Genomic DNA, 18,164 nt, shown 5'->3' with positions numbered 1-18,164 from the left:
TCAGACGCGGGTCGAGTACAGCGCGTGGTGGGTCAGGATGTACAGCGTGCGGCCGTCGGCGCCGCCGAAGATCACCTGCAGCGGACGTGCCGGCACGTCGATGCGGCCCGTCTGCTTGCCATCGGCGCCGTACACGAACACCTGGCCGTTGGCCACGTACACCTTGCCGTCCGGGCCCACCGCCGCGCTTTCGCCGCCGCGGTCGGCCACCTGTTTCAGGTCGGTGATCGCGCCGCCTTGGCCGACCAGGCCGCTGAAGGTGCGGTTTTCCGAACCGTTGGTAAACACCACGCGCTGGCCGACCGGTGCGGCGACCAGGCCGTGGGTCTGGAGCGTGTCCGACCAGCGGTAGCCGAGGTGGTCGAACGGCCCCTGGCGCAGCACGCGGAAGGCCGGCAGCACCAGGCTGCCGTCCGGCGACACGTATTCCTGCGCCTTCGGCTTCGCCACGTCGCGCGCGAACATCTCGGACAGCGTGGTGAACTCGTAGGTATCCGGGTTGAGCTGGTCCTGGAACTCGGCGTTCTGCCAGAAATTCACGGGCAGGGCCACGCGCGCGCCCGCGTGCTGCGCGACCGGGGTCGGCTTGATCACCGTGACTTCGGTGCCCGGCGTGCCCGGCTTGAAGCTGTACACGGTCGCTTCCTTGCCGTACGAGGACAGCACCATCAAATTGCCGCTGCGGTCGATCTGCAGGTTGACCGGGTCGAGCGGGGCGTCGCGCACTACCTTCATGCCTTCGCCATCCAGGTAACTGAAGATGTGCTTGAACCAGCGGTCGACGAAGTACAGGCGGCCCTGGGCGTCGACCACGCCGCCGGCGATCGAATAAAAGCCGTCCTGCAGCTTGTCGACTTTTGCTTGCGTCATCGGCGCCGGCGCGGTGGTCTGCTTGCCGTCGTAGTCGAGCACCGCGAACTCGCGCTCGCGCACCTGCAGGCCGTGGGTCACGTCGACGATCGCGTTCTCGTACGGGTACTTGGAAGCGCGCAGGTAAGTGGCGCAGCCGTTCTCGTCGCAGGTGGCCAGGCCGCTCTCGCCGTTGACCGCCACGTTGCGGAAACGGATGCCGCTCGAGTTCTCGACCAGCGCCGCCGACAGGGCCGGCTTGATCGAGCGCGTCACGCGGTAGGAGTGGTAGTTCGCCACCAGGATGTTCTGCGAATTGCGGATGTTGAAGGACACCGAGTCCATGCCGTCGCGGACTTCTTCCTCGGTCTGCGGCGCCAGGAATTCCCAGTTCTTCACGCCGTCCAGCACGATCTCGTTGCGGATGTGGTGCTCGGCCGAGAGTTCGTACACGTGGCCCGGCGTGCTGGTGTTGGTGACGTAGAAGCCGGCCTGCGCGTAGGTGCTGGGCGACCAGATGCCATTGAAGGTGCCGCCGCCATTGTCGGTCACCCAGACGCTCGGGTACTGGCGGTCCCACCAGGCGGTGGTGTCGAAGTTGGCGCTCTTCTTGTACGGGTCGGAACGGTTGCCGTCGTACAGTCGGGTGCCGTGGCCGCCCTGGATGCGCACGTCGTCGACCATCGAGCGCTCGCCGGCGCGCCACAGCAGGGCCACGGCGCGGTTGTTGACTTCGCCGGTGGCCAGGCCGATGCCGGACACGATGGCGTCGCCGCCTTTCGCGCTCTCGAGCAGCGCCTTGGGACCGTCGGCGCCCTGGTACAGCGCCGAGCCGTTCGGCAGCAGCAGCTGGGTCAGGCCCGGATGCAGGCCGACGATCACGGTGTCCGGCTTCATGCGGATGGTGTCGTTGACCTGATAGAAGCCCTGCGGCAGGTAGACCACGCGGTGGGTGTCGATCGCCTTCTGGATCGCGGCGGTGTCGTCGCTGACGCCGTCGCCCTTGGCGCCGAGGGTGTGCACGTTGACCCACTCTTTCGTCGGCGGCAGCGTGCGCAGCGCGGGCGCGGGGGCGCGCGAGGACGCCAGCGGCGCGGTCTTGAAGTTGGTCGAGAACTGGCCCTGGGTGCCCAGGCCCGGCAGGAACAGGCCGTAGTTGAATTCGCTGACCTGGTAGTTGCGGCCATCGGCTTTGATGGTCTTGCCGCTGTCGCGGAATTGGGCGAAGGTCGGCACGTTGCGCGCGCTGGCGTGATCGAAGCCGACCTGCGTATAAACGTTGTTCTCGTTGCTGATCACGACCGCGGCCTTGCTGACGTTCTCGAAGCGCACGTCCTTGCCCCACATCCAGTCGCCGTAGCCGCGGTCGATGTCGATGCCGACCGGGGTGTCGCGGATGTCCGTGTTGACCAGCGTGAGGCCGGCTTCGTGCTCGCGGATGGCGGCGTCGCGCTGGCCCTCGAAATGCGAGTCGAGCAGCGTGAACTGCCAGGCCGGGGAGGTCTTTTCGGCCAGGATGCCGTAGCGGCCCCCATAAAACTTCAAGTCGTAGGCGACGTTGCCGACCTGGTAGACGCCGGCCAGGCCGTCGCCCATGTGGAAATCGATGTGGCTGATGTTCGAGTGCTGGGCCGTGTGCATGCGGATCGCGCTGGCGGCCGGGTTGCCCTTGCCGACTTCGAAGTCGACGTTCGACAGCACCGAATAGAAGGTCGAGGAGTTGGCGTCGCGGACCGCTTTGCCTTCCTCGGCGCTGAACGGCACCGCGGACGGCACCGGCATCGGCACCTTGCCGACGCGGTTCTGGTCGCCGCCGGTGAAGATCACCATATTGGCCACGCCCTTCTGGAAGCCCGGGGTGTTCGGCGCCAGCACGAACACCGGCCGCTTCGCGCCGACGCCGTACACGCGTACCGCCAGCGGGATCAGGATGGTCCTGGTGATGCGGTAGCGGCCCGAGGGCAGGAACACGACGCCGCCTTCTTCCTTGTTCGAGGCGCTGTTGATCGCCTGCTGGATCGCGTCGGTGTCGTCGCTGACGCCATCGCCCTTGGCGTGCACGACGACCGCGCGCGGGTCTTCGGGCATGGTCTGGAAAGCGGACACGGAAGCCGGTGCGGCGATGGCCGGCACGGCGGCTGCGCCGGCGACGAGCATGGCGGCCAGCGCCACTGCATGCAGGGCGAACGGTTTTGTTTTCATGATTGTCTCCTGGTTATTCTTTATTGTGGTCAGCTGATGAACAGCGACAGAATCAGTACGAAGATCAAACCGAACACGCCGACCAGGGTCTCCATCAGCGACCATGAGCGGAAGGTGTCCTTGAGCGACAAGCCAAAATATTCCTTGAACATCCAGAAGCCGGAATCGTTGACGTGGCTGCACATCAGGCTGCCCGCGCCGACCGCCAGCACCATCAGGTTCGGGTTGCAGTGCGTGGTCTGCACCAGCGGTTCGATGACGCCCGCGGCGGTGACGCCGGCCACGGTGGCCGAACCGAGGCAGATGCGGATCACGGTCGCCACGGCCCAGCCGAGCAGCAGCGGCGGCACCGGCAGGCTGGCCAATTGCGCGCCCAACTGGGCGCTCACGCCGGAATCGGTCAGCACCTGTTTCAGGCCGCCGGCGCCGGCGATGATCAGCAGGATCGGCGCGATCTCGCGCAGCGCCTCCTGCGCCGAGCCCATCACCTGCGGCAGCGTGCGCCCGCGCGCGAGGCCGAGCGACACCACCGCCACGCCGTACGACACCAGCATCACTACCAGCGGGCTGGAAAGAAAGGCGAGCGGCTTGGCGAGGTCGGGACGTGCCAGCGTGACCAGCGTCAGCGCCGCCAGCAGCACCACCGGCAGCAGCGCGGTGGCGAAGCTGTTGAAGGCGCCCGGCAGTTCATGGTCGGGCACCTGGGCAGTCGTGAAGATCTGCGCCGGCGTGCCGCGGATGCGGGTCAGCGTCATCGCGAACAGTGGCCCGGCGATGATCAGAGTCGGGATCGCCACCATCAGGCCGTAGACCAGCGTGGTGCCGATGTCGGCGTGCACGGCGGCCACCAGCGCGGTCGCCGACGGGTGCGGCGGCAGGAAGCCGTGCGCGATCGACAGGCCGGCCAGCAGCGGCATCCCGAGCGCCACCGCCGGCCGGCCCGACTGCGCCACCAGCGAGAAGATCAGCGGGATCATCAGCACGAAGCCGACGTTGTAGTACAGCGGCATCCCGACCACGAAACCGGTGATGGTCATCGCGATCGGGATGCGGGCCGGGCCGAGGCCCGACACCAGGCTGGTGGCGATGCGCCGCGCGGCGCCGCTGTCGGCGATCAGCTTGCCGAACACCGCGCCGACGCAGATCACCACCACCAACGAGCCGAGCAGGTCGCCGATGCCCTTTTCGATCGCGCCGGGGATTTTAGCCGCCGGCATCCCGAGCAGGACGGCGGCAACCACCGCCGCCACCACGAAGGCCAGCAGCGGCTGCACCTTGCCCCAGGCGATCATGAGCGTCAGCAGGCCCACCGCCAGTACTACGGAAACTACGTTCCACACATCGAACCCCGATCAGAAGTTGTAACGCAGGCCGGCGCGGTAGGTCCGTCCGATCACGTCGTACAAGGTCGGATTGACCGCAAAACTCGGGTTGGCCTGCGGGGCCGCCACCGGATCGCGGTCGGCCAGGTTGTCGATCTTGAAGTACAGCATCATTTGCTTCGACACATTGTAGCTGCCGCCGAGGTCGATGTAGGTCGCGCCCGCCATGTGGTTGTCGTAAATGGTCGGGTGGATCAGCGTCGACACCGGGCAATTGGTCTGGCATTCGATGTACTCGTTGCTGTACACGCCGGCGCTGAACCAGCGCTCGGTCAGCGTCAGGCTGGCCTTGTCGGTGTCCCAGGATTGCGAGGCCAGCAGCTTCCATTTCGGGGTGCTGCCCAGGTTCACGCCCGCGCCTTCGCTCGGGATGGTGCCGAGCACGCCCGAATCGGTGATGAAGTGCAGGGTGCGCGTGGCCAGGCCGCGTACCGTGAACGCGCCCGGCAGGCCGAAGTCGCTCAGGTTGTGGCGGTAAGCGGTCTCGATGTCGACGCCCTTGTTGTGCAGCGACGCCAGGTTGAAGTTCTGCACGTTGACGTAGTTGTTGCCCGGGCTGTTGAGCACGACCGCCTTGCAGACGTCCTGGTTGCCGTTGGTGCACAGGTCGACTTCCTGCTGGATCGACAGCGTCGAGATGACGTTGCTGACCTTGATGTCGTAATAGTCGACCGACAGGTTGAAGCCCGGCGCCCAGCTCGGCTGGGACAGCACGATGCCGAACGAGTTGTTGCGGCCGATCTCCGGACGCAGGTCGGTGTTGCCGAGGGTGCGCTGCTGGACGCTGATCGCATTGCCCTGGTATTGCACCTGGTTGTTGACCACCACCGGCGCGGCGAACAGTTCCGACAGGTTGGGCGCGCGCACGTCTTTCGAGCTGACCGCACGCAGGCGCAGGCCGTCGATCGGGGTTTTCCAGGTCGCGCCGAGCTTCCAGCTGCCGACGCTGCCGGCGGTGCTGTACTTGGTCTGGCGGTCGGCGACGTTCAGGTTGGCCTCGCCCCACGTGGCCGACTTCAGCACCGGCAGGTTGAATTCGACGTAGGCTTCGCGCACCGTGTAGGCGCCTTCGCCGTTGTGATAGTTGCCCGAGTACCAGTTATTGCCGACCGCCGTGTTCAGGGTCGGATCGCTGCCGTAGGCGGCATAGTTGATCGAATCCGGCGACACGCCGGCGCCGTATGGGTCGCCCTGCACGGTGTATTGCTCGCGGCGCCATTCGGCGCCGAAGGCCATGGCCAGCGGACCGGCCCAGCCTTGCCAGACTTCGCCGTTGAAGTTCGCGCTCAGCACGTCCTGGCTCTGGTTGGTGTGCTGGCGCGGACCGTCGTACGGCGCCACGTAGTTCCAGGTCGCGGCCGACACCGGGTTGTTGCCGATGATGTTCAGCGGCACGCAGCCGGCGGCGCGCGCGACCGGATCGCGGCAGACGATGCTGCCGTCGGCCAGGCGGATCGCGTCGATCGCGGCGTTGTAGCGTGGGATCAGTGTGTTGTTGTGGACGTCGATCACGGTCGTGTTCTCGCCATATTCGGCGTAGCTGTCGTACGACCAGTCCTTGCCGAACAGGTTGAACTTGCCGTCGCCGCCGACCACCACACGGCGCTGGGTGCGGGTCGGGTGCACGTCGATGTTGGCCGGGAATTCCTCGTTCGAGGTGCCGAACTGCATCGCGCCGCTCGGGTAGCCGGACGCGCAACCGGCCGCGATCGAGGCTGGCAGGAAGGCGTTGTCGCACTTGATGCTCAGGTTGGCCTGCTTGGCCGCGCCCGGGTTCGGCGTGAACTGCGAGCGCACCTGCGCCCAGTTGCCGGTGACATAGATCTCGTTGTCCGCATCGAGGTCCCAGGACGCGCGCGTGTAGAGCACCTGGCGCTTGAAATTCATCGCCAGGTTGGTGCCGGCGCCGACGCTGCCGGACAAGTCGCCGCCGACGCAGAACGGGTTCACGCAACCGGTGACGCCGCCTTTGCCGTCCGGTACGCCATTCGAGCCGTACTGGAATTTATAGGGGGCGCCGCCCGCACCAAAAGCCGTGCCCTGCAGCGGGCCGCTGGTGATCAGGCCGTAGCCGGCATACTGGTACTGCTGGGCATGGTCGACCACCATGTACTCGGGCTTGCCGTCGGTGGTCTGCGAAGTCGGACGGCGCACGAACACCGTGTTGCGGTACCAGCTGCGGCCGTTCGCACCGACTTCGCCGAAGCCGGGCGCATCGATGCCGTTTTCCTTGGTGAACTCGCCGCTGACCTCGATGTGGCCGCGGTCATCCATGAAGCCGCGGCCCCAGGCTGCCTGGAGGGTGCCGTTCTTGTCGTCGTGGTACTTGGTCTCGCCGCCCTGGATGTTGGTCTTGAAACCGTTGAATTTCTTGTCGGTGATGAAGTTGACCACACCGCCGACCGCATCGGAACCGTAGGAGGCCGAGGCGCCGCCGGTCACCACGTCGACACGCTTCACGAGCAGCTGCGGGAACTGGCTGACGTCGGTGACGCCGGTGACGTTGGCGCCGACCACGCGCTGGCCGTCGAGCAGGGTCAGCGTACGGATCGGACCGAGACCGCGCAGCGACAGCGACGACAGGCCCTGGATGCCCGAGCTGGTGCTGTTGGTGCTGGTGGTGCGGCCGGTCGAGCCCTGCAGGGCCGGCAATTCGGCCAGAGTCTCGAACATGTTCGGCTGGGCGGCCTTTTCGAGGTCGGCGGCGCTCAGGGTGGTGGTCGGGGTCGGCTGGGTGAAGCCGCGTGAGGCGATGCGCGAACCCGAGACGACGACGGTGTTCACGCCGCCGGACGAGGACGCCGGTTGGGCCGCCTGGACCGTCTCGCTGAATTGCTGGGCATTGACCGGGGCGACGGCTTGGGCGTCGCTGGCGGTCGGCGCTGCGGCTGCCGGCGCGGCTGGTGCGGCCGCGTTCGCGTCCACAGGGGCGGCGCCGGTCTGGTTTTGCTGATCCTGGGTTTGCTGCGCCTGGGTTTGTGCATGAGCGCTGGCGGCGAGGATGCCGCAGGCGCTGGCGACAGCGAGGTTGATCAAGGTCCTCTGTAGTGGTGTACGCATGGTGTCTCCGTTCTTATATAAAGGGGTTGGCGCGCCCGCCTCGGACGGTGGGCCGGCTACGCCTGGATGCGACGCTAAACTACTCATTAGCTACTAGCTACATTTGTTGGGTGCCTGGTCCGTCCTTTTGGTCGATTCGGTGATGTGCTCGAGCAGCTGCTCCGGCGGCAGCGCGATGTCGAGGGTGACGCCGGCTTCGTCGCTCTGCAGCGGCTCCAAGATGCCCAGCTGGCTATCCAGCAGCGAAGGCGGCATGTAATGGCCGACGCGCGCCTGCATGCGTTCGGAAATGAGGGGACGCGGACCGTTCAGGTGCACGAAGCGCAATTCCGGATCGGCCTGGCGCAGCAGGTCGCGGTAGTGGCGCTTGAGCGCCGAGCATGAGAGTACGAGGCCGGTGCCCTGGTCGCGCGCCTGGCGGATCTCGGCGGCCAGCACTTGCAGCCAGCCGGCGCGGTCGGTATCGTCCAGCGGCGTGCCGGCCGACATCTTGGCGACGTTCTCGGCCGGATGGAAGGCGTCGCCTTCGAGGAAAGGAACGTCGAAGTGATGTGCCAGCGCGGCGCCGATCGTGCTCTTGCCGCAACCGCTGACGCCCATCATCACCCAGCGGCCGGAATGGCCCGGCTGGGCAGCATTGCTTGCTGATGCCATGTCGTCTCCAGTTTTTTTGCGCTACCGTTAGCGCTATCATTTGTATTAAGTCTTCAACAACCCAGCAGTTCTGTAAACCGGTATTTATGCTGCGCAGCAGTATTGTCTAGCCAAGTCCTACGCGATTTGGGTAGAACGTCCAGCCAAATCTGTAAAGATGAGAGGGCAATGTCTTGATAGCGCTATCAATTGTGCGCAGCAATAAAGTTTCTTTTATTGGCTGTGCGGGTGTGGCGTTTATCGCACGCTTGCGCCGGTTTTTGGCTTCGCTGTCGTATCAGCGCACCGGCTTCAATGCCGCGCGCGGTGACCTGAATTCGACCCGAACAGGCCGCAATAGCCGGTGCCGGCTTCGAGGTTGGGTCCGGGCGCGCCGCGTCCATCGAGGATCTTGATCCAGCCGTCGGGATGGTTTTCGGTCGGACGTGCGCCGCAGTTGGTATGCACGAAGTGAATGCCGACCCCGGTATCGTAGAGTTGACCGCACAATTCCAGACGGTCGCCTTCGCGGATCGCGTCGAGCGGCGCCGGCACGCCGCGCTGGCCTGGGCGGTAGCCGTTGGCGAACACGTCGTCGATCGCCACGTCGTACACGCGGCCGTCCTGGTCGGCGCGCAGCTTGACGTGGGTGTGCGACAGCTCGACGCCCTGGCGGAACTGGCCATGCACTAACTTCGGCCCATTGACGACTTGCCCGGTGAGATAACTGCCGTCGGCCGCGGCGCAGGCCTGGCGCTCGTCGGCCATGGCGGCGCCGCAGCTGGCGGCGAGCAGGAATGCGAACAGGATGCGTGTCATGGTATCTCCGTAGAATGGATCGGCTTGCCTGTAGTGTAAGCCATGATGTAAGCCATGGCGGGCGAAGTCCCGTCCGGGATGCGGGCAGAATGGCCACATCGCCCCTTTGCGGGCATCGCAGATGTGCAACGCAGCGGCGTCTTCGATGCCGACACGGCCGCCGCGCTGGCACTGGGCATGAAGCTGTTCGGCGAAGTCATGCTGCAGCATCGCAAAGACCCGCTGTTCGAGCCGATCGTCGAACCCTACCGCGGATTCATCGGCGCGTTCAAGGCAAGGATGAAGGCCGCAAACACGCCTTCCGACGGCTGATTCGTCCGCGTCCAAAGACACATTGCAAACGTTTGCCTGCCGACTTCCAGTTACGCCGGCGGTGCGTTATCACGCATGCGAATGGCAGGTATCACCGCTCTTTTTCGCCTAACTGAGCAGTAAAAGCGCAGTTCTTGCATGCTTTTTGCCGCTTTTTATTGCACCTGTCGATAATCCACAACGCTTCGGTACCCGCTTGCAAACGGTTACGAATTTTTTTCCTCGCAGCAAAGCAAAATCGGTCGAACACGCGTAGAATTCCACCTATCAGTTTCCAGACGCCAACTACTTATGGTTGGCGTTTGGCTTTTCAGAAGACCGATTTCTCAAAAAACAAACAAATGCAAACCCCTGCTCGTACCAGTACTTCGCGTTACTTGTCCCGCGCGCAAGCACAGCAATTCGCGCTGCCGGTCCTGTTCAGCCTGTTCGGCCTGATCATGGGCTCGTGGGCCGGCCGTATCCCGTCGATGGCGGAGCGCGTGCACGTGTCGCACTCGGCGCTGTCGATGGTGCTGCTGTGCGGCGGCCTGGGCGCCGTGGCGTCGTATCCGATCTCGTCGCGCATGATGGGCTCGCTCGGCGCACGCAAGACCCTGCTGTTCTCGGGCCTGGCGCTGCTGTGCGTGCTGATCGCCATCGGCGTCGCACCGACCGTGCCGCTGCTGATGATGGCCGTGCTGAGCCTGGGCATCACCGCCAGTACGTTCGACGTCGCGATCAACTCGGCCGCGACCAGCCGCGAACTGCGTACCGGCAAATCGGAACTGTCGAAGCTGCACGGCCTCGGCTGTGCCGGTGGCCTGGCGGGCGCGACCCTTGGCAGCCTGATGGCCAGCCTGCACATCAAGCCGGCCACCCACTTCATGATGCTGGCCGTGCCGCTGGCCTTCGTGCTGTACGTCGCCTACACCATGCTGGAAGCCGATCAACCCGGCCAGACCGTCGAGAAGAAGAAATTCTCGCTGCCGCGCGGCCCGCTGCTGTTCCTGGGCGTGCTGGGCTTCCTCGGCTCGATGGCCGAAGGCAGCATCGCCGACTGGAGCGGCGTGTTCCTGAAAGAGCACTTCGGCGCGTCGGAAGGCATGGCGCCGCTGGCCCTGTCGTCGTTCTCGGTCATGATGCTGCTGGCCCGCCTGGTCGGCGACAAGCTGAAAGTCCGCTACGGCGCCCGTCCGCTGGTGACCAGTGGCGCGATGCTCGGCGCAGCCGGCCTGTTCTTCGCCGTGCTGTCGCCGAATGCCTACTTCGCCCTGTTCGGCTTCGCCGTCGCCGGTCTCGGCATGTCGCTGGTGTTTCCGTTCGTGTTCAGCGCAGCAGGCGCCCAAGGCCCGGCCGCCCTGGCAGGCGTGGCAAGCATGGCCTACAGCGGCAGCCTGATGGGCCCGCCGGTGATCGGCGCCATCGCCCAGGGCATGGGCATGCAGATCGCCATCGCCTACGTCGGCGGCCTCGCTGCCCTGATCGCCTACGTGGCGAGCCGTGCCCGCATGCTGAAGTAAGGGTTCGTGCAGTAAAGGCTTGTGCAGTAAAGGTTTGTTTTACCGTGGTTTGTGGTCCCGTAGTTTGTTGTCTCTGCAGTAGCTGTTGCCGTAACAGTAGTTTGTTTCATTCCTCCTCTTCCTTTGCAGGGCGGTCGCCACCGGCGCCGCCCTTTTTTTCGTTCGTGTTTTCGTTTCCATGCCGGCCTGCGCCCGATGCGCGCTTCGGTTTCCGGCGCGAGCTGCGTCTCTTGTTAAGGCTTAGGCAGGGCGTCGGCGGCCGGGTTCGCCCGGAATCGAGGGCATTTGCGCTGCGCCAAGCGCCGGCGCGTCCATGCGAACTCCAGCACGCCTGAGAACTCCAAACCATGTCGCTGACTTGACCAGGATCGAGACGCCATGGAAAACCAAATCGATGCGGCAGCGGTGGTATGGCTGCATGACCGCCAGTTGAGCGAGCGCGACTGGCCGATGCTCTCGCGCACTCCGGTCCAGTCCGCCATCTGGCAATGGATCGATGCCAACCACCGTTACAACGGTCTGCTCTGGCGCGAGGAAGACCGCGCACGCCGGCTCGACGTGCCGCCGGCCGAAATCGCCGCCGGCAAGCGCTTGATCGACCGCTACAACCAGAAGCGCAACGACGCCGTCGAGGCCATCGACGAAGCCCTGCTGGCCAGCCTGTCCGGCATCGCACCTCAAGCCGGCGCGCGCATGTCGAGCGAAACCCCGGGCGCCATGATCGACCGGCTGTCGATCCTTGCGCTCAAGATCCACCACATGCGCGTGCAGACTCTGCGCATCGATGCCGGCGACGAGCACGTGCACGCTTGCACCATGAAGCTCGAGCGGCTGCTGATACAACGCCACGACCTGATGGCTTGCCTCGACACGCTGCTTGCCGATGCGCGCGCCGGCCGCGCCTACTTCAAGGTCTACCGCCAATTCAAGATGTACAACGATCCGGCCCTGAATCCCTACCTCAACGGCCAGGCGCAGGCCGGCGGCAGGGCCGTCCCATGAACGCGTCCATGGGAGCCGGCGCGCCCGAAGTCATCGACGTTCTGGTGCCGACCTGTAATCGTCCGGCGGCGCTGGCCGTGACGCTGGCCATGCTCGGGGCGCAAAGCTGGCCGGCGCTGCGCATCGTCATCGCCGACCAGTCCGACGGCGCCGACGCGCGCGCGTGCGCGGAGGTGCAGGCCGTGCTGCGCTACCTGCGCGCCACCGGTCGCAGGGTCGAGACGCATCGCCGCCCAGTGCTGCGCGGCATGGCCGAGCAGCGTGCGTTCCTGCTGGCCCAGGCCGGCGCGCGCTATTGCCTGTTCGTCGACGACGACGTCCTCCTCGAGCCCGACCTGATGGCGCGCCTGCATGCCGTGATTCGCAGCGAGGGCTGCGGCTTCGTCGGCAGCGCGCTGCATGGCTTGAGCTACCTGGGCGAGCGGCGGCCGCTCCAGGAAACGATCGAATTCTGGGAAGGCCCTGTCATGCCGGAAGCCGTCCATCCCGGCACCTCGGCCTGGACGCGCCATCACCTGCACAGCGCCGCCAACCTGTTCCACGTACAGTCGAACCTGTGCGGCACAGGCGCGGATGGCCGTCCGGACAAGCAGGAAACACGGCGCTACAAGGTCGCCTGGGTCGGCGGCTGCGTGATGTTCGACCGCGCCATGCTGCACGCTGCCGGCGGCTTCGATTTCTGGCCGGCGCTGCCATCTCAGCACTGCGGCGAGGACGTGCTGGCCCAGCAGCGCGTGATGGCGCGCTTCGGCGGCTGCGCGATCCTGCCCTCCGGCGCCTATCACATGGAATTGCCGACCACGGTTACGGCGCGCGCGATCGATGCGCCGTACGTGCTGCCGCTCGGGTCGCAAGCCGAGGCCCAGCCGGCGTCGCAGCCGGCGTCGCAGCTGAAGTCGCAGCCCGAGTCTCAATCCGACTTTCAATCCGACTTTCAATCCGACTCGAAGCAAGCAGCCCATCCAGCGCCGCAGCCCGTGCATGTCACGGCGCCACCGTCCGGAGTCACGCCGTGACCGCGCGTTCCGGACACGATCTGGTCGATGACGTCGCCAAGATCGCCGTATTGCGCCCGAACGCGGTCGGCGATTTCGTCTTCGCGCTGCCGGCCTTGCACGCCCTGAAAGCGGCGTATCCAAAGGCCGAGCTCGTACTGATGGGTAAAGCCTGGCACCGCGATTTTCTCACTGGCCGGCCGGGGCCGGTGGACCGCGTCGTCGAGCTCCCGCCCGTGCCGGGCGTCGGCGTTCCGGTCGATGCGTGCGTCGCCGAACCGGCCATCGCGGCTTTCGTCAATCGGATGCGCGGCGAGCGCTTCGACCTGGCCTTGCAGATGTTCGGCGGCGGGCGTCATTCGAATGCCTTTCTGGCGCGCCTGGGCGCACGCCTCACCGCCGGCTGGCGCGCCCCGGGGGCGCCGGCGCTCGAGCGCTGGATCGCCTACCGCGAACCGATGCCGCGCCGGCTGGCGCTGCTCGAGATTGCCGGACTGGTCGGCGCCCGGCCCCGGTCTTTGACACTGCCCGAACTGACGCTCACGGATGCCGACCGCCGGGAAGCGGCGGCGCTGCTGCCGGCGCTGCCCGGCGAGCGCCTGGTGCTGCTGCAGCCCGGCTCGACCGACCCGCGCCGCTGCTGGCCAACACAGCGCTTTGCGGCGCTCGGCGACGTGCTGGCTGCCATGGGCATGCGCGTCCTGGTCAATGGTTCGCCCGACGAGGCGGCGCTGGTGGATGCCGTGATCGGCCAGATGCGCCACCCGGCGACGCCGCTCGCCGGCAGGCTCGGCCTGGGTGGCCTGTGCGGCCTGCTCGCGCGCGCTGCGCTGGTCGTCTCCAACGACACCGGACCGCTGCATCTGGCGCTGGCGTTGGGGGTGCCGAGTGTCGGCATCTTCTGGCTGACCAATGCGCTCGAGGGCATGCCGCTGCATCCATCGCTTTTGTACCTGGCGGTGGCCTCCACCACCCGGTGTGCCGTGTGCGGGCAGGACAACCTGAAAAGCCGCTGTGCGCACGACCCCAGCTTCGTCGACGACGTCAGCCTGGAACAGGTGGCGGCGCTGGCGCGCACGGCGCTCGCGCACCCGCACCCGCACGCCTACCCACACGCGCGGGTGCTCGCGCCCGGGGGCGCGCATGCAAACGCGGCGGGCGGGCGCTGACCGAGGGAGCGCCACCAGCCGTTGCCGGTTGCGTCAGCCGATGTGCATTTTTTGCGTCACGCGGCCTGCATCGACAGCGGCAGCGCGAGCGGGCAGGGAAGGTAGCAGCCAGCAGCCAGCAGCCAGCAGCCAGCAGCATCACCAATACGGCCACATGCCCACGCTGCGCTGCCGGCTGGGTGCGGTGCCGGACAGCAGGGCGCGCGCGTGCTGCAAGACCATCGCGGCGCGCTCGGCGGTCGGGTCCCAGATGCAGCGATGGGTAAGCCGGTCGAGCGGGGCCCAGCGCGCGATGTCGGCCTTGTTGAAGATGACCACGCTTTTCAGCTTCAGGCCTGCCGCGATGTGGGACACGCCGGTGTCGTTGCACAGCAGCAGGCGGGCGCCGCGCAGCAACACCGCCATCGCGCCGATCGAGATCGGGGCGGCGGCATTGAGTGGCTCGTGGCGCATGTGCGCCGCCACATCGGCGGTGAGGTCGGCTTCCGCGGCCGAGCCGGTCAGCACGGGACGCAGGCCGAACTCGGTGGCGATGCGGTCGCCGACGTCGGCGAAGTGGGCGGCGGGCCAGCATTTGTCGCGGTGGCGCGCGCCCGGGTGAATGCAGAAATAGCGGCCTTCGGCCAGGTCGCGGACGATGCCGCTGGCGGCCAGTTCGTCTTCGTCGTGGCGCGACAGCGGGAATTCGAGCTGCTCGCCGGCCGGATCGGCGCCGAGCTGCGTCATCAGCGCCAGCAGACGTTCCGGCTCGGTGCCGGTGTCGGGGTAGGACAGCATCATGGCGCGCTCGCGCACGACGGCCTCGCCACGGCAGAAGCCGGCCATGACGTCGGCGCCGAAACCGCTGACGATGTCGTTGCTCACGTCACCGCTGCCGTGCAGCTGGATCGCCAGCGCGAACTGGCGCGCGCACACGCCGGCATAAAAGCTGGCCAGCGCCTCGTGCCGGACCGGTTGCTCGGGCAGCAGCGGGTGGCCGGGAAAGGGGATGAATTCGTCTAGGTAGCCGGGAAAGCGCTCGGCGAACTGCTGCGCCCACGGTAGTCCGACCAGCGCGATGTGGGCGCGCGGCAGGGCGTTGCGCAGTGCGCGCAGGGCCGGAACGGCGCACAGCATGTCGCCCAGCTGGAGCGCACGGAACACGACCACGGACGACGGGGCCGTGCGCTGCAAAAACGGTCGGCGGTACATGGCGTTCTCCAGGAGTACTGAGTGGCGGCGTCAAGCGCGCAGCAGATGGTCGAGCACGTTTTGCGTGATCCGTGCGACCCGGCGGTCGCGCGCGCACGCCGCGCCCCAGCCGCGCGCCACATCGAAACCGCGCTTGCGGCCCTCTTCCTCGAGATCGGCGACGTAGACACTCGATCGACAGTCGGCGGGAATCGCGAAGGCATAGGCCGGCCAGTCCCAGTCCTGGTCCGCGTTCAGGGGCATCGGCGCCGGGCAGCCAGTCGGAGCGGCGCATCAGCTGCGGCCCGTCAGCCCAGCGGTACAAGGCGACGCGAAAACGCGGACGATCGGAGGCGACATGCGGGTACAGCGCCGCGCCGGGCGCCACGCTGGGCGCCCTCGGATAGGCGCGGATCACGGCAACTCCGGCTCGACGCGTTTGGTGATCAGGAAGGGCGGCATCGCCAGCGCGTGCAGCGGCATGCGGCGGAACGCAGCCAGCGCTTCGGCCGGCGCTTCGACGATCGGTTCGTCCTTGCCGTGGAACGAGGTGTTGAGCAGGATCGGCACACCGGTGCGCGCCTCGAAACCGCCGAGCAGGCTGCGCAGCAGCACATCATCCTCCGGGCCGGCCGTCTGCAGGCGCGCGGTGCCGTCGACGTGCGTGATGGCCTGCACCTGCGCCGCCATCTGCGGGCGCACCGGCGCCGCGAACTGCATGAACGGGGACGGGCCCGGCAAATCGAACCAGGCGGCGGCGCGCTCCTCGAGAACGGCCGATGCGAGCGGGCGGAACCATTCGCGCTGCTTGACCCGGGCGTTGATCCAGTCGCGCATGACGGCATGGCGCGGGTCGGCCAGGATGCTGCGGTGGCCGAGCGCGCGCGGACCGAATTCGCTGGCGCCCTGGTAGAGGCCGAGCACGCGCTGGCTGCGCAGGTGGTCGAGCATACGTGCGCACAGGGCATCGCGGCCGGACAGGTGTTCGATGCTGATGTCGTCGCGCTCGAGCAGCGCCGCGTCGATCGCGCTGCGCTCGGGCGCCGGTCCAAGGTAGTCCTGGCTCCAGCGGTAGGCGCCGCTCCGGCCGGCGGCCTCGGTCAGTCCATAGACGGCGCAGCCGAGGGCGGTGCCGGCGTCGCTCGGCGCGGGCGGGATGAACACGGCCTTGAACGGCGTCTCGCGCAGCAGGCGTTCGTTGGCCGAGCAGTTCAGCGCGGTGCCGCCGGCAAAGCACAGGTCGGGCAGGCCGGTTTCCCGATGCAGCCAGTGCGCCACCTCGAGCAGGGCGTCCTCGAAGGCGCGCTGGCCGGCCGCGGCCAGGTTGGCGCAGTCGGTGAACGCCACGCCTGGCTGGTCGTAGTGAAAGCGTTCGCGCTCGCGCAGGACCGCGCGCCAGCCCTCGGGGATGCGCACCTGCCCCGATTCGACCTCGAGCGGCGGCAGTCCGAGCGCGCGTGCGTCGCCGTGCGGGGCCAGGCCCATCACCTTGCCCTCGTTGCCTTCGCCGGGGAACATGGCCTGGGTCAGCAGGAAGTAGAACATGCCGAGGCCGACCGGGTGCGCGTCGTCGCGGTCCCACAGCTGCTTGCGGATGCACAGCACGCGTTCGCGGTCGGCGCGGTAGAACGAGGCGACCTCGCGCCAGTCGCCCGGCACGTAGGCGGCGCCGCTCCAGTGGTCGGTCAGATCGGCGACCTGGCTGCCCTGGTCGTCGACGATCATCACGGCGGCGTCGCGAAACGGCGACGGGTGGAACACGCTGTAGACGTGGGCCAGGTGGTGCGAGATACGCACGCGCCGGCAATCGGGCGCCAGGCGCAGCGTGCTGGCCAGCTCCTCGTCGTACCGGGCCAGGTTGCGCATGTCGGCGTCGGACGAGAAGCATTCGACCACGACGTCGATCGGCCGCTCGGGCCAGGGCAGGCGCGGGCCGTAGAACTCGCGGAAATCCCCCAGCTGGCCCCGGTGGTGCCTGCGGCGCGTCAGGCGCTCGTTCTGGATCGCCCACAGCAGGTGCGCGCCCTGCATCAGGCAGACGCTGGCGTCCCGGGTGCGGTTGACGCCGAGTACGAGGGGTGCGTCGATCATCGTCTTCTCCTCCTTCCAATGGCCCAGCCAAGACTTGGAGCGTGCTGAGTCGGATAAGTTCGCGCTCCGGCGAAAGGCGGTATCATCGGGCGATCGCCGATTCTCGAACACCGCCATGCTTCAGACGCCCGCTTCGTTCACGCCCCTGATGGCGCCGCCCCCATCCGCACAGGATGCCGCGCCGCTGTCCTTCATCTTCCACGCCAACCGCCTGCTGGTGCACGAGGGCAGTTTGTCGTTGCCGGATGCGGCGGTGGTGAAGGGTCTGGCGCTCGACCCGCAGCAGCTGCAGCCGGTCGGCCTGCTCGGCGACACGTATTGCCAGGCCGGCTGGGTCGACGATGAAACGCTGGCGCCGGCCGGCTACGCCTGGCGCGGGCTGCGCTCGCTGTTCGGCGAGTTCGACGAGACGCTGCTCGGGGTGGCCGCGCGCGCGGCGCAGATCGCGGAATGGGCGCGCACGCACCGCTTCTGCGGCGCCTGCGGCCATGGCACCGCGCGCCTGGCGGGCGAGCGCTGCTTCAAGTGCGTCAATTGCGGCCACATGGCGTATCCGCGCATCTCGCCGGCGATGATGGTGCTGATCCGCAAGGAAGACAAAGTGCTGTTGGCGCTGCACACGGAGTCGGCAGTCAAGCGCTTCGTGCCGCTGGCCGGCTTTCTGGAAGCCGGCGAGTCGGTCGAGGAAGCGGTGCACCGCGAAGTGTTCGAGGAAGTCGGCCTGCGCGTGCACAACTTGCGCTATTTCGGCAGCCAGTCGTGGCCGTTCCCGCATTCGCTGATGCTGTCCTTTACGGCCGACTACCTGGACGGCGAGATCCGCACCGACCCCAACGAGATCGCCGAGGCGCGCTGGTTCGGCCCGGACGACGAATGGCCGGAACGCGTGCCGCATGTGTCGATCTCGAGCATGCTGGTCGACGCCAACCGGCCGCCCGGCCGCTGAACCACCGCCGGTTCAGCGCGCGCCGGTTCAGC

At 67.1% G+C, this 18,164-nt stretch carries 14 protein-coding genes; 6 read left to right on the top strand and 8 right to left on the bottom strand.

The features are described from left to right. The 5 genes from FA90_RS17830 to FA90_RS17810 form a co-directional block, all read right to left on the bottom strand. A complete protein-coding gene (locus FA90_RS17830; RefSeq protein WP_036170974.1) occupies positions 1-3,051 on the bottom strand; it encodes a glycosyl hydrolase family 28-related protein in 3,051 nt (1,016 codons plus the stop codon). Between the two features lie 29 nt (positions 3,052-3,080). Then, complete coding sequence (locus tag FA90_RS17825; RefSeq protein WP_036170971.1) at positions 3,081-4,391, bottom strand: gluconate:H+ symporter; 1,311 nt, start codon at positions 4,389-4,391, stop codon at positions 3,081-3,083. A gap of 12 nt (positions 4,392-4,403) precedes the next feature. Next, positions 4,404-7,493, bottom strand: coding sequence for a TonB-dependent siderophore receptor (locus tag FA90_RS17820; RefSeq protein ID WP_036170968.1), 3,090 nt, complete (start codon positions 7,491-7,493; stop codon positions 4,404-4,406). A gap of 93 nt (positions 7,494-7,586) precedes the next feature. Continuing rightward, positions 7,587-8,147: a gluconokinase gene (locus tag FA90_RS17815; RefSeq protein ID WP_051971896.1), complete on the bottom strand. Its 561-nt coding sequence runs from the start codon at positions 8,145-8,147 to the stop codon at positions 7,587-7,589. Positions 8,148-8,438: 291 nt separating this feature from the next. Beyond that, entirely contained in the window at positions 8,439-8,945 is a 507-nt protein-coding gene (locus FA90_RS17810) for a hypothetical protein (RefSeq protein WP_197065324.1), read from the bottom strand. A 54-nt stretch (positions 8,946-8,999) separates the two neighbouring features. On the opposite strand from FA90_RS17810, the gene FA90_RS17805 reads away from it, so the two are divergent. From FA90_RS17805 to FA90_RS17785, 5 genes are all read left to right on the top strand, one after another. Next, entirely contained in the window at positions 9,000-9,257 is a 258-nt protein-coding gene (locus FA90_RS17805) for a DUF3861 family protein (protein WP_081933918.1), read from the top strand. A gap of 341 nt (positions 9,258-9,598) precedes the next feature. Continuing rightward, on the top strand, positions 9,599-10,759 hold the full coding sequence (locus tag FA90_RS17800) for an MFS transporter (RefSeq protein ID WP_239700807.1): 1,161 nt from the start codon (positions 9,599-9,601) through the stop codon (positions 10,757-10,759). Between the two features lie 378 nt (positions 10,760-11,137). Continuing rightward, on the top strand, positions 11,138-11,761 hold the full coding sequence (locus FA90_RS27360; protein ID WP_051971895.1) for a DUF4254 domain-containing protein: 624 nt from the start codon (positions 11,138-11,140) through the stop codon (positions 11,759-11,761). Then, positions 11,758-12,777 (top strand): glycosyltransferase family A protein, encoded by a 1,020-nt coding sequence (locus tag FA90_RS27355; RefSeq protein ID WP_239700804.1) that lies wholly within the window; start codon positions 11,758-11,760, stop codon positions 12,775-12,777. The genes FA90_RS27360 and FA90_RS27355 overlap by 4 nt, the downstream gene beginning before the upstream one ends. Beyond that, positions 12,774-13,925 (top strand): glycosyltransferase family 9 protein, encoded by a 1,152-nt coding sequence (locus FA90_RS17785; RefSeq protein WP_239700801.1) that lies wholly within the window; start codon positions 12,774-12,776, stop codon positions 13,923-13,925. The genes FA90_RS27355 and FA90_RS17785 overlap by 4 nt, the downstream gene beginning before the upstream one ends. 138 nt (positions 13,926-14,063) lie before the next feature. On the opposite strand, the gene FA90_RS17780 is transcribed toward FA90_RS17785, so the two are convergent. The 3 genes from FA90_RS17780 to FA90_RS17770 form a co-directional block, all read right to left on the bottom strand. Then, positions 14,064-15,116: a glycosyltransferase family 9 protein gene (locus FA90_RS17780; RefSeq protein ID WP_036170964.1), complete on the bottom strand. Its 1,053-nt coding sequence runs from the start codon at positions 15,114-15,116 to the stop codon at positions 14,064-14,066. A 30-nt stretch (positions 15,117-15,146) separates the two neighbouring features. Then, positions 15,147-15,359 carry a hypothetical protein gene (locus FA90_RS17775; protein WP_036170961.1) on the bottom strand — a complete coding sequence of 71 codons (213 nt, stop codon included), beginning with the start codon at positions 15,357-15,359 and terminating at the stop codon, positions 15,147-15,149. Between the two features lie 150 nt (positions 15,360-15,509). Continuing rightward, positions 15,510-17,186 carry a carbamoyltransferase C-terminal domain-containing protein gene (locus FA90_RS17770; protein WP_036170958.1) on the bottom strand — a complete coding sequence of 559 codons (1,677 nt, stop codon included), beginning with the start codon at positions 17,184-17,186 and terminating at the stop codon, positions 15,510-15,512. Positions 17,187-17,301: 115 nt separating this feature from the next. Here FA90_RS17770 and nudC point away from each other — a divergent pair, with 115 nt between their 5' ends. Further along, positions 17,302-18,132: an NAD(+) diphosphatase gene (gene nudC / locus FA90_RS17765; RefSeq protein WP_081933916.1), complete on the top strand. Its 831-nt coding sequence runs from the start codon at positions 17,302-17,304 to the stop codon at positions 18,130-18,132. Positions 18,133-18,164 lie beyond the last annotated feature (32 nt).

The sequence above is a fragment of the Massilia sp. 9096 genome (assembly GCF_000745265.1).
Taxonomy (GTDB): domain Bacteria; phylum Pseudomonadota; class Gammaproteobacteria; order Burkholderiales; family Burkholderiaceae_D; genus Telluria.
Note: the sequence above shows the minus strand (reverse complement) of the source record. Positions and strands in the feature narration are given on the sequence as shown.